10 protein-coding genes and 1 pseudogene are annotated in these 12,594 nt (G+C 62.0%); 3 read left to right on the forward strand and 8 right to left on the reverse strand.

Features of this window, described 5'->3' with window-relative positions; translation table 11 throughout:
• The first annotated feature begins 75 nt into the window (after nt 1–75).
• The 3 genes and pseudogenes from NKJ90_RS00135 (at nt 76) to NKJ90_RS00145 (ending at nt 1,584) form a co-directional block, all read left to right on the forward strand.
• Nucleotides 76–972, forward strand: a complete 897-nt coding sequence (locus NKJ90_RS00135) for a LysR family transcriptional regulator (protein ID WP_023761652.1) — start codon at nt 76–78, stop codon at nt 970–972.
• Between the two features lie 52 nt (nt 973–1,024).
• Nucleotides 1,025–1,279, forward strand: coding sequence for a type II toxin-antitoxin system ParD family antitoxin (locus NKJ90_RS00140; protein WP_023761653.1), 255 nt, complete (start codon nt 1,025–1,027; stop codon nt 1,277–1,279).
• A gap of 3 nt (nt 1,280–1,282) precedes the next feature.
• Nucleotides 1,283–1,584 (forward strand): annotated as a pseudogene (locus NKJ90_RS00145) (type II toxin-antitoxin system RelE/ParE family toxin).
• Nucleotides 1,585–1,644: 60 nt separating this feature from the next.
• Here the strand turns inward: NKJ90_RS00145 and NKJ90_RS00150 are convergent.
• The 8 genes from NKJ90_RS00150 to NKJ90_RS00185 form a co-directional block, all read right to left on the reverse strand.
• Nucleotides 1,645–3,969, reverse strand: a complete 2,325-nt coding sequence (locus NKJ90_RS00150) for a Tex family protein (RefSeq protein WP_023761656.1) — start codon at nt 3,967–3,969, stop codon at nt 1,645–1,647.
• A gap of 127 nt (nt 3,970–4,096) precedes the next feature.
• On the reverse strand, nt 4,097–5,278 hold the full coding sequence (locus NKJ90_RS00155) for a serine hydrolase domain-containing protein (protein WP_023761657.1): 1,182 nt from the start codon (nt 5,276–5,278) through the stop codon (nt 4,097–4,099).
• Between the two features lie 166 nt (nt 5,279–5,444).
• On the reverse strand, nt 5,445–6,641 hold the full coding sequence (locus NKJ90_RS00160; protein WP_023761658.1) for a serine hydrolase domain-containing protein: 1,197 nt from the start codon (nt 6,639–6,641) through the stop codon (nt 5,445–5,447).
• A 66-nt stretch (nt 6,642–6,707) separates the two neighbouring features.
• On the reverse strand, nt 6,708–7,736 hold the full coding sequence (locus NKJ90_RS00165) for an extracellular solute-binding protein (RefSeq protein WP_031260861.1): 1,029 nt from the start codon (nt 7,734–7,736) through the stop codon (nt 6,708–6,710).
• Between the two features lie 28 nt (nt 7,737–7,764).
• The gene (locus NKJ90_RS00170; RefSeq protein WP_023761660.1) at nt 7,765–8,577 is read right to left on the reverse strand and encodes an ABC transporter permease; all 813 of its coding nucleotides are present in this window, start codon (nt 8,575–8,577) and stop codon (nt 7,765–7,767) included.
• The gene (locus NKJ90_RS00175; RefSeq protein WP_023761661.1) at nt 8,570–9,502 is read right to left on the reverse strand and encodes an ABC transporter permease; all 933 of its coding nucleotides are present in this window, start codon (nt 9,500–9,502) and stop codon (nt 8,570–8,572) included. The genes NKJ90_RS00170 and NKJ90_RS00175 overlap by 8 nt, the downstream gene beginning before the upstream one ends.
• Nucleotides 9,502–10,596, reverse strand: coding sequence for an ABC transporter ATP-binding protein (locus NKJ90_RS00180; protein WP_023761662.1), 1,095 nt, complete (start codon nt 10,594–10,596; stop codon nt 9,502–9,504). Before NKJ90_RS00180 ends, NKJ90_RS00175 begins: the two co-directional genes overlap by 1 nt.
• Nucleotides 10,597–10,752: 156 nt before the next feature.
• Nucleotides 10,753–12,426, reverse strand: coding sequence for an amidohydrolase (locus NKJ90_RS00185; RefSeq protein ID WP_023761663.1), 1,674 nt, complete (start codon nt 12,424–12,426; stop codon nt 10,753–10,755).
• Nucleotides 12,427–12,594: the final 168 nt, after the last annotated feature.

Genomic DNA, 12,594 nt, shown 5'->3' on the forward strand with positions numbered 1-12,594 from the left:
CCCGGCTTATCGGCCCGCGCCCCGGAAAAATCAAACGAAATTGCCTAATCGATCAATGAGCATTAGTAATGGATCATGAGTGTCCAGCGCCGTCTTTTGCCCAACATCAGCGCCCTTGCCGCCTTCGAGGCTGTGGCTCGGCTCGGCAGCTTCACCGCTGCTGCCCAGGAGCTCGATCTGACCCAGGGCGCGGTCAGCCGGCAGATCAGGTTGCTGGAAGATCAATTCGGCCGCCGACTGTTCGAACGCGACAGCCGCAATGTCAGGCTGTCGACATCAGGCGAGATCTACGCCGACGCTGTGCGTTCAGCGCTTGGCCAGTTACGTGACGCGGCCCTTGGATTGATGAGCAATCGGCATATCGGCATCCTGAACCTTGCCATATTGCCGACCTTCGGTACGCGCTGGCTGATGCCGATGATCCCCGATTTCGTCGAAAACAACCCGGACATCACCATCAACTTCGTCACCCGCATCGGCCGCTTCGACTTCGCTAGGGAGAGGCTGGATGCGGCAATCCACTACGGCCTGCCGGACTGGCCGGAGGCCGACTCGACACTTTTGGTTCGCGAAACTGTGGCGCCGGTCGTCTCGCCAGAATTCCTCGCCGGCCGCGCTATCGCCTCACCGGCCGATATCGGCCGCCTGCCGCTGCTGCATATGGCGACGCGGCCCGGCGCCTGGACCGAATGGTTCGAGCATCAGGGGCTGAGCGCGCCGAGCGGACCCGGCATGCAGTTCGAACAGTTCGGCACCGCTGCCCAGGCCTGCATGGCTGGCCTCGGCGTGGCGCTGTTGCCGCTGATCCTCATCGCAGGCGAATTGCATCGCGGCCAACTCGTGCTGGCGCCCGGTCAGCCCATGCAAAGCCGCAGCGCCTACTATCTCGTCGTCCCGCATGACAAGCGCGGCCATCCCCCCGTCGCCAGCTTTCGCGACTGGCTTCTTAAGCATGTAGGTCATCAGTTTTGATTTGGCAGATTTATCAAAAATTGATAATATTGGATAATAGGAAGGATGACTCATGCCTGCAAGTTACAGCATCGGCCCCCGCTACGAGACATTGGTGCGCGAGTTGGTAGAGAGCGGCCGCTATGCCAGCGCCAGCGAAGTTGTGCGCGATGGCCTGCGCCTACTGGAAGAGCGCGAAGAACAGCGCGAGGCAAAGCTTGCGGCGCTACGAGAAGACATTCGAAAGGGCGTGGAGAGTGGGCCGGGCATCCCGGCCGAACAGGTGTTTAAGCGACTGGAAGCAAAATACAGCGGCGGAAAGCCGTGAACAATGGCGGTCATATTTGCGCCAGCCGCCGCGCATGACGTCGAAGAGATCGGCGATTACATCCTCGCTGAAAATCCCGCCGCGGCTCGACGCTTCATAGCTGCGCTCAGGGAAGCTGTGGCCGCATTGCAGACGCACCACGCGGTGGCGTTCCCCAGTTGAGTCTATGGCCCGGCCTGCGCTCCATCGCATTTCAGCGCTATGTGACCCTCTACACCGCCGATGGCGATGACGTGCGTATCGAGCGCATTTTGCATGGTGCCCGCGACATCCCGACCATTCTTGAGGGACGCAATGATTCTTGAACCCCGCGTCGCATGAATCTCATCAAACGCGGACGTGCCAAGGGGCCGGTCGCAGAATAGTCATTTCCGCTTCAGCGCATCGGCCAGCGCCGCGCCGAACGCGCCTTGCTGCGCCGGCCTTTCCGGCTGGCGCTGTGGCGCCGGCGAACGCGGCGCTGGCCTGCCGCCGCCATTGTCGCGCGGCCCACCGCGCGGTGCACCGCCTTCGCCCCCGTCCTTGCGCATCGAAAGCGCGATACGCTTACGCTTGATGTCGACGTCGACGACGCGCACCTTAACCACATCGCCAGCCTTGACCACCTCATGCGCGTCCTTGATGAACCGGTCGGCCAGTTGCGAGACGTGCACCAGACCGTCCTGATGGACGCCGATATCGACAAAGGCGCCGAAGGCGGCGACATTGGTGACGGTGCCTTCCAGCAGCATGCCGGGTTTCAGATCCTTGATGTCGTCGATGCCGTCGGCGAAGGTCGCGGTCTTGAAACCGGGACGCGGATCGCGGCCGGGCTTTTCCAGCTCCGCCAGGATATCGCGCACCGTTGGCAAGCCGAAACGCTCATCGACGAAGACGCGCGGGTCGAGCGCCTTGAGTGCGGCACTGTCCCCCATCAGCGAACGGACATCGCGCCCACAGGCGGCGACGATCTTCTTCGCCACGCCATAGGCTTCCGGATGCACCGACGAGGCATCGAGCGGCTCGCTGCCGTTGGCGATGCGCAGGAAGCCGGCGGACTGTTCGAAGGCGCGCGGTCCGAGCCGCGGCACCTTGAGCAGGTCCTTCCGGCTGGCGAAGGGGCCGCTCGCATCGCGATGCGCGACGATGGCGTCGGCCAGTGACGCGCCGAGCCCCGAAACTCGGGCCAGCAGCGGGGCCGAAGCGGTGTTGAGATCGACGCCGACGGCGTTGACCGCGTCTTCCACCACGGCCTCCAGCGAGCGTCCCAGCCGGTACTGGTCGACGTCATGCTGATACTGACCGACACCGATCGATTTTGGTTCGATCTTGACCAGTTCGGCCAGTGGATCCTGCAGCCGCCGCGCGATGGACACCGCGCCGCGCAACGACACGTCGAGGCCGGGAAATTCCGCCGCCGCCGTCGCCGACGCCGAATAGACCGAGGCGCCCGCCTCGCTGACGATCACCTTCAGCGGCTTCGGGCCACCGTCCGCCGGCATGTCGGACAGCATGTCCGCCACCAGCTTCTCCGTCTCGCGGCTGCCGGTGCCGTTGCCGATCGAGATCAGCTCGACCTTGTGCAGGCGGATGAGCTTGGCGAGTTCCGCCTGCGTGCCTCGCACATCGTTCCTCGGCGGAAACGGATAGACCGTCGTCGTGGTGAGCACCTTGCCGGTTCCGTCGACCACCGCCACCTTGACGCCGGTGCGGATGCCGGGGTCGAGCCCCATCGTGGCACGAGAACCGGCGGGGGCCGCGAGCAGCAAATCCTTCAGATTGCGGGCAAAGACGTGGATCGCTTCCTCTTCCGCTCGTTCGCGCAGATCGCGCATCAAATCGAGCGTCAGGTGCAGCGACAGTTTTATGCGCCAGGTCCAGCCCGCCACCTCCATCAGCCAGCGGTCGCCCGGCAGGCTGCCGCCGATGGCATAGGCATTGGCGATCATCCGCTCGACCGGCTTCACCGGCGACGTGTCGTCGGCATCGACCTCGATGTCGAGCGACAGCACTTCCTCGTTGCGGCCGCGCAGCATCGCCAGCGCGCGATGGCTCGGCACATTCGCCCAGCGCTCGACATGGTCGAAATAATCGGAGAATTTCGCGCCGGCCTCTTGTTTGCCGTCGACCACCCTGGCCCGCATGAAAGCACGTTCCTTCATGTGGGTGCGCAACTTGCCGATCAGGTCGGCATTCTCGGCGAACTGTTCCGACAGGATGTCGCGCGCGCCATCGAGGGCGGCTTTGGCGTCGACCACCTCTTCGCTGACATAGGCCAGCGCCAGTTCGGCCGGGACGAGCGAACGGTCGGCAAGAATGGCTTCGGCCAGCGGCCCCAGCCCGCGCTCTCTTGCGATTTCGGCCTTCGTCCGTCGCTTGGGCTTGTACGGCAGGTAGATATCTTCCAGTTCCGCCTTGGTGGTGGCGGCGACGATCTTGCCCTCGAGCTCCTGCGTCAGCTTGCCCTGCTCGCGGATGGAGCCAAGGATGGTGTCGCGGCGGGCATCGAGCTCGCGCAGATAGGCAAGCCGTTCGGCAAGGTCGCGCAATTGCGTGTCGTCCAGCCCGCCGGTGACCTCCTTGCGGTAGCGCGCCACGAACGGCACCGTCGCGCCCTCGTCGAGCAATTCGATCGCCGCGACCGCCTGCTCGGGCCGGGCACTGATCTCGGCCGCGATGATGGCTGCGATGCGCTTGATGTCGGATGCCATGTCGTTCCTGCTCTCGTCGAAAGAGCGGCGACCATAAGCGCAGACGTCCGGTCCGCCAACCGCCGCGCTTCGATCAGCCCGGCGGGTCCACAGGAAAGGGTGTGCTAACGTGGCGACTAGAGCCGGTCTAGACGAGGCGGCTCAGCGCCCCAAAAAAGGCGACGATCTCGATATCGAGCCGGTCGTCGACCGGCTCCGGCTGCGACGACATCTTGGCGATCACCACTTCGGCCTTGGGGTCGACATAGAGCCATTGGCCGTGGATGCCGATGCCGCAATAGGCGCCGTTTTCGTGTCCAGTCTGGTACCATTTGTTGCGGTAACGGCCGTTCGGGAACAGCGGCAGCATCGCGCCACGCTGCCAGGCGGCGGCACTGCCGCCGGTAGCAACCGTGTCTCGCACCCAGGCTTCCGGCATGATGCGGCGGCCATTGGCCACCCCGCCTTGCCGCATCATCTCGCCAACGCGCGCCAGGTCGCGCGGCGTCACCGAAATGCCGCCGGCGGTGCGGGCCGTGCCTTCCATGTCGACGCTGATCGAGGCGTCGCTGACGGCGCCAAGCGGCAGCCACAATTTCTCGCGCATCAGGTCGGCGAAGCGCTGGCCGGATGCGCGTTCGAGCAGCAGGCCGAGCAGGTCGGAATTGGGCGAGCGGTAGCGGAAGGTCTGGCCATGCGGCTCGGCAAGATGCTGCAAGGTCAGGATGAATTCCCGCAGGCTCTCCGTGCCGCCGCCAGGATTCCACAGCGTGGCGCGGCGATAGCGGGCGAAAGCGCTCTCCGGATCGAGATAGGCTTCCTCGAAATCGAGGCTGACGCTCATGTCGAGCACATGCCGCACGCTCGCATCGCCATAGGCAGAGCCGGCGGCTTCAGGGATGTAGGCCGTCACCGGCGCATCCGGGTCGAACACCCCCTCGCCTTCCAGTATGCCGGCAATGATGGCCGTCAGCGACTTGCTGATCGAAAAGATGATATGATGGGCGCCGAAATCCATATGCGGTGCGAACCAGTCGCCGACGATCTTGCCGCCCTTCATCACCGTCAGTGCGTCGGTGCTCGAACGTACGAGAAATTCAGCCACCGTCTCCGGTGTGCTGGCGACCGTGACCTTCTCGTCGAGCAGGCCGCTCATGTCCCGGACGGGCATCTCGACACCAGTCGGCGCTGCCGCCACGCGGGCGGTAGGCACCAGTTCGCCAAGATTCTGGAACGACCATCGGTTGAACGGGTTCTCGCGCCAGTTGGCGAGCAGCACCTCGTTGCGGCGGAAGCCGTACCGGGTCTCGAACGCGGTCTTGCCGGTCATGGCGTTTCTTCCCATGTGTTTTTGGAGGCTGTTTCGAAAGTCGGTCCGGCGAGTCATATGGTGGTGGTTTCGAGAACCGGAGCGGAGCGGACATTCAGGCCCGAGAGCACCGGAAGCGCAGAAAACGCCGTCAGATGGCCGCTGGAGCGAGTTTCCAAACAGGCTCTCAGCTCAGTGCAGCAGCGATGGCGTGCACCGCCTTCAGCGTCGCTATGGAATAGGCGACATTGCTGAAATCCGGATAGGTCGAAAGCTTCACCACGACCATTCCTGTGTTCCAGTCGATATGGATCATCTGCCCGAACACGCCCCGGCACATCAGCGCGCGCGAGCGCGGGTCCTCGATCCAGAATTGGTTGCGATAGCTGCCCTCCGACAGGCTGGCATTGAAGTCCGGCCCGTGTCTGCCGTTGCGCGTTGCCTCGATCCAATCGGCCGGCACGATGCCGCCGCCATTGTCGAGGATCAACTGGCCGAAGCGACCGTAGTCGCGCAGCGTCGCGTTGAAGCCGCCATTGGCCAGCGCATAGCCGGCGCCGTCGACCGTGAAGCAGGCACTTTCATCGGCGCCGAGCTTTTGCCAGAGTTCTTCCGAAACCAGCTGCGGCAGCCGCTTGCCCGTCACGCGCTCCATGATGAAGGCAAGCACGTCGGTCTCAATCGAGCGGTATTCGAAGGCAGCCCCGTGCGGGCGGAGAGTTTCCTTCAAGCCCAGGATGAGTTCGAACATGTGCGAGGGCCAGCGGAAATCCGGGTCGCTGTCAGGCGGCACGGGCTTCCAGCCGGTGGCGACATCGACCTGGCCAATGTCGGAATAGCGGTCGGTATATTCCTCGGAGAAGCGGACGCCGCTGGTCATGTCCAGCACATGCTGGACGCTGGCGCCGGCCCAGCCTGTCGCGCTGAGCTCCCGCAGGTAGTCGGTCACCGGCTTGGCCGGATCGATCAGGCCGCGCCCGACCAGTATGCCAAACACCGAACCGGTGACGGACTTCGCCATCGACTGCGACAGGTGCAGCGTGCGTTCGCCCATGCCGTTGAAATAGCGCTCATAGGCAACCTTGCCGTCCTTGAGCACCAGGAAGCCGTCCGTATAGGTCTCGTCGAGCAGCCCGGCGAGTGTCGTCGGCGCGCCTGTGCTGTCCTCAACCGCCAACCCGTCGAGATCGACCTCGGCGCGCTCGAAACGGTGGCGATGGCCATTGCCGCGCCAGACTTCGGCGGTCGGCAGGAATTCACGGATGTGCTGGAACGCCCAGCGGTTCCACGGCGGCCGGTCCCAGTCAAGCTTGGGAACCACGATGGCGGGTGGCGAGCCCTGCATGATCGGCGGCCGCGGGTCGCTGTTGCGGTAGGATAACATTGAGCCTCTCGTAAGCGCGAAGAAGGGAGGCCGATGCCCCCCTTCCGTAGGATTTTGAACCGAGCCTTATTTGCGCAGGTTGGTCCAGATCTTGTTGTAGATCTCGACCACCTCGGGCGGGCACGGCGGAACGAATTCCGCTGCCGGCGCACCTGCCGGGGGGTTGAGTTCCGGCGAATTGGCGAAATCCGCTTGCAGGAACTTGTGGCTGCCGGCAATGCCGTTGTCATAGCCAGCGAATTCCGAGATCAGCGCCGCGTTTTCCGGTGCCATGACGAAATCCTGGAACAGCTTGGCATTATCGAGGTTCTTGGCGCCTTTAAGCACCGCCACATTGTCCATCCAGCCTTCGATGCCTTCCTTCGGATAGGCATACTTGATGGCGGGGATTTTCTGCCGCGAGCGGTAGGTCGCGCCGTTCCACTGTTCCGTCACGATTACGTCGCCGGAGGTGATCTTGGTGATGGTGTCGTAGCTGAAGGTCTTCCACGACGGCTTGGCGGCCATCAGGATGTCGTTGACCTTTTTCAGATTGGCCTTGTCGGCACCGCAGCGCGGCACGCCGGCATAACGCTCGGCCGCATGCATGACGGTGTTGACGTCGTCGAGCACGTTGATCTGGCCCTTGAGCTCTGCCGGCGGGTCGAAGAGGATGCTGAGCGTGTCGATGTCGCCCTTGAACTTGTCCATGTTGACCGCGAAAGTCGTGGTGCCGAACTGCCACGGCGCGGTGTAGTGGCGGCCCTTGTCCCAATAGATGTCGACAAAACGCGGATCGATATTCTTGCCGTTCGGCATCGCGTTGGGCTCGGTCTTTTCGAGCAGGCCCTCGTCCACCATGATCTTCACGGTGTAGTCGGAGGGCACCACGATGTCGTAACCGGAATTGCCGGCGCGCACCTTCGACAACATGGTTTCGTTGGAATCGTAGTCATCCAGCGTAACCTTCACATTGTACTGTTTCTCGAACTTTTCGATCAGCTTGGGATTGGTGTAGTCACCCCAATTGTAGATATGCAATTCGCCATCGGCGAGCGCAGGCAGTGCCCACAAAAGCGCTGCCGTCGAAACGGCAGCCATCATCTTCCTAGACATTTTTGTTCTCCTTTGCCTTCCCATTAATTCAATTGGCGCGTCGGCGCGCGATCAGGAACGATACCGAGACGAAGAGGATCGAGACCAGCAGCAGAATGGTGGAGATGGCGTTGATCTCCGGCGTCATCGGCCGCCTGATCTGGTTCCAGATATAGAGCGGCAGTGTCGTCTGCCCTGGCCCCGCGACGAGTTGTGTGATGGTGAAATCGTCGAAGGACACGATGAAGGCGAGTGCGGCACCCGACATTATGCCGGGAACAAGTAAGGGCAGCGTCACACGCTTGAATGCATTCCAAGGCGTCGCATAGAGATCCGCGGCCGCGTATTCGAGCGTCAGGTCCATATCCTCCAACCGCGCCCGAATCGGCATGTAGGCAAAAGGAATGCAGAAAACAGTGTGGGCAAGGATAAGATTGCCGATGCCGAAGTTCAGCCCGAACATTCCGGCAATCAGGGCAAAGAAAGACAGCGTCGCCACCGCTGTGATGATTTCCGGGACCATCAGCGGCAGGTTGATGATCATAAAGGCTGTAGACAAGCCCCGCCATGGCTTGACCCGGGTCATGCCGATCGCAGCCAGAGTGGCTGTGGTCGTCGAGATGATCGTTGCGGTCACCGAAATGATCATCGTGTTCTTGGCAGCGCTGTGGAATTCCTCGTTGAGCAGCGCACTGCCGTACCAGCCGAGCGTAAGACCTTCCCACTGCGTGACCAGCGAACCACTATTCAGCGAGAAGATCATCAGGATCAGGACAGGCACGTAGAGCACGCATAGGCAGATGATGGCGATAGAGCGGAAGCCCGGCTGGTCCTTGATGTCGATATTGCGGGGATCAGCCATGTTGTATCCTCCCCGACGTGTTGCGGACGTAGAAGAAGAGGGCCACCAGCACCGCAGCCATCAGGATCAACGCCTGGGCACAGCCCAACGGCCAGTTGCGCCCGGATCCGAATTGCTGGGCAATGAGATCGCCGATCATCAGATGTATGCCACCGCCGAGGATAAGTGGGGTCACATAGGCGCCAAGTGCGGGAATGAAGACCAGCAGGCAACCGGCAATGATGCCAGGCCGCGACAGCGGGATGATCACACGCCATAAGACTTGCCGGCGTGTCGCGTAGAGATCGTACGCGGCCTCTATCAGCCGGAAGTCCAGCTTCTCCAGGCTCGAATAGAGCGGCAGCACCATGAACGGCAGGAAGGCGTAGAGCAGTCCGAGTTGGATGGCGAAATTGGTGTAAAGCATCGTGATCGGTTTATCGATCACACCCAATGCCATCAGCGCATTGTTGATCAGGCCTTCGTCGCGGATGATGAACATGATCGCCAACGTGCGGACCAAAAGGTTCGACCAGAACGGGATGGTGATCAAAAGCACCCACCAATTGCGCTGCGCTGGCGCCCGCGTCGCCATGAAGTAAGCGGTGGGAAAGCCGAGCAGCAGGCAGATGACCGTCGTCACCACCGCAAACAGAAACGAGCGCAAATAGATGATCAGGAAGTCCGGCGTGAACTGCAGCGTGTCGTCGAAAATATCGCGCTGGAACAAGAAGTTCAGATAGGCGTCGGTCGAGAATTGCCATTGTACGCCGCCATAGGGTGCCGCGACGAGGAACGAATAGACGCATATGATGATTAGCGGCAGCACTCCGAAAATGCCGATGATGACCAGCGCCGGAACGGAGAGCAGTCGGTTGCGCCGCGCGGTGGCTTTGGCAGCCCCTGTCTCGAACAAAGCAGCTTTTGAGAGTGTGGTGGCTACCATCAGTCCCTCAACACCTGTGCGGCGTCGTTGCCGATGGCAATGCCGACCTTTTCACCCTGCTCGAAACCGCAGCCTGCACTGCGGGTGTTCTGCTGGCGAACGGTGAAGGCCTCACCACTATCGAGACGGACCTGAATGTGTGTATCAGTGCCGAAATAGACGATGTTTTCCACCGTCCCAGAAAGGTCACCCTTGGCGGCGGTCAGCTTGGCGTGCTCAGGCCGCACCACTATGGTGGCTTTGTCTTTCGGCTGGAAGCCTTCCGCGACCGTGGCATTGATCGTCGCGCCGGATTTGAGCGTCGCTTGAGCCTTTCCATCGCTGACGCCAGCAATTGCGGCAGTCAGGAAGTTGGTTTCGCCGATAAAGTCGGCCACGAAGCGTTCCGCCGGCTTGTCGTAAATATCCCAGGGCGAACCGACCTGCAGGATCTTGCCCGATGACATCACCGCGATGCGATCCGACATGGTCAGTGCTTCCTCCTGGTCGTGGGTGACGAAGATGAAGGTGATGCCGGTCTCGTGCTGCAGCCGCTTCAATTCGATCTGCATCTCCTTGCGCAGCTTGTAGTCGAGTGCCGAGAGCGGCTCGTCGAGCAACAGCACCTTGGGTTGGGGCGCGAGCGCCCGGGCCAGCGCCACGCGCTGCTGTTGGCCGCCGGAGATCTGGCTGGTGCGACGACCGGCGAGTGCCTCCATCTTGACCAGCTTCAGCATCTCGGCCACGCGCACCTTGATCTGGGCCTTCGGCTTGCCCAGCATCTCGAGGCCAAAGCCGATATTGTCGGCGACCGTCATGTGCGGGAACAGCGCATAGGACTGGAAAACGGTGTTGACCGGCCGCTTGAAGGGCGGCAACGGCGCGATGTCCTGGCCATAGAGCAGGATTTCACCGGCCGTTGGAAAGTCGAAGCCGGCGATCAGCCTGAGCAACGTCGTCTTGCCGCAGCCGGATGGGCCAAGCAGCGTGAAGAACTCGTTCTCGCGGATCGATACCGAGACCGTGTCGAGGGCAGCGACCTGCCCCTCACCTGATCCGAAAATTTTGCTGACGTCTACTACTTCAATCGCATTCCGACCCGGTTTGTCCGGCACGATTACGCCTCACTGTTGACCCCGCTCTTGCTGGCGGAGCTCTTCCCCTGTTCGATGTGACCACATGGCCGGTAGGTTGGCAAGTCCGGCATTGAATCACAGTTCAGTTCATTATCTCGGCTAGCAAGCCATGCACCAGCAAGCCTCATGCCATTGTCAGGCCTGATAGGTTACCTTTCCGCCGCAGATCGTCGTCACCGGTCGCACCTTGTCCAGATCGGCCGGAGCCGTCTTCTCGATATCCGCCGACAAAACCACCAAATCGGCCATGTAACCGGGTTTCAGCGTGCCTTTGCGGTGCTCGGCGAATTCGGCATAGGCGCCCTCGACCGTATAGCCGGCAACCGCTTCACGCAGCGAGAAACTCTGGTCCGGCAGGCCTTCTGCCCAAGGTTTGCGCATCACCGCCGCTTGTATGCCCAGGATCGGATCGATCGGCGACACCGGCCAGTCGGAAGCGAACACAACGCGAGCGCCAGCATCCTTGAGCGTGCGCCAGGCATAGCTCAGCGGCCACCTCTCGCGGCCGATGCGCGAGAGTGTCGGTTCCAGCGGGAAGTTCAGCGCGCCGGGCGGATGTGGCGGCTGCATGGATGCAATGACGCCCAATTCGGCGAAGCGCGGCACGTCGGCTTCGGTAATGACCTCAATGTGCTCGACCCGATGCCGGCTGTCGCGCTTGCCATTGGCCTTTTGCGCCGCCTCGTAGCCGTCGAGAACCGCGCGTACCGCTCCGTCGCCGATGGAATGCACCGCGATCTGCAGGCCGCGCCGATCGGCCTCCACCGCGACTTGCGCGAAATGTTCTGGCGTAAACAGCGGCTCGCCGACCCAGTCCGGACGATCCGCATATGGCTCGACCATCACCGCCGTCCATGAATCGAGGACGCCGTCGTAAAAAACCTTGACCATGCCCGACGACAGCCATTCCGACTGGTAGGTCGAGGCCATCGTCGATGCCTTTTCAAGCATGTCTAGGTCCATGAAGTTCTTGAAGTGGAAAGGAATTTTCGTGCGGCATAGCAATCGCCCTTCCTTTTCCAAGCCGGCAAGCAGCTCAAGCTGGTAGAGGTTGCCGTCCATGTTCTGGATCGACGTGATGCCGTGCCTGGCGCACCATTCGAGGCCGCGATGCATCAGATCGCGGTCGGCAGCCAGTTCCTCGGCTGAGGGGTAAGGCTCTGGCTCGCCGCCGGTCAGGCCAAGCCGCGTGCGGTTCTGGCCGAAGAATTCCAGGATCGGGCCGAATGCCTCGCCTTCGCGCAATTCGCCTGCGGCGAGCCCGTCGGCGCCCATGACGATTTCGTTACCCGGTCCCAATTGGCGGCCGTGCAGAAGCCCTGCCTGCTCCAACGCCATGGTGTTCGCCCACATCGTATGGTGGTCGGAAGCCGACATGGCAAAGGGGCGGTCGGGGATGATGCGGTCGAGATGATGCCGCGTAACCGGCTCGGAAAGGATCGCATAGTCGACGCCGGCGCCGATCAGAAGCCTGGCGTTGGGCCGTGCCGCCGCAAAGGTCTGGATCGCATCGCGCAAGGCGTCGAAGCCGTGCACGCCAGCCAGATGCAGATTATCGAGTTCGGCAGCGCCGCCGAACAGATGCATGTGGGCTTCGATGAAACCCGGGATCACCGAACCGCCCTTGGCGTCGATGACCTTGGTGGCCGGTCCCTTGAGCTGTTCGATGGAGGTGCGGCTGCCGATGGCGACGATGGCGCCGTCCTTGACGGCAACGGCCTCGGCGGCGGGATTGTCGTCGTCCATGGTCAGCACGCGACCGTTGATGACGATCAGATCCGCGTTTTGACCCGCACCCGTGACTGACATCGCGACTCCGCGTTTTTGACGACCGACTGAGACCGACAGCCCCGGTGTCCACAACCTGCCACTCCACTGGAGCGGCGCTATCGGACAGAAGTGATGTCAACTCGCCGTCTTCGAAATTTCCCTTGTTATGCCAAGAGACAGCGTGGATAAAGAATGCGACTGATCATT

The sequence above is a fragment of the Mesorhizobium sp. M0051 genome, assembly GCF_040323235.1.
In the GTDB taxonomy this organism is placed as follows: domain Bacteria; phylum Pseudomonadota; class Alphaproteobacteria; order Rhizobiales; family Rhizobiaceae; genus Mesorhizobium.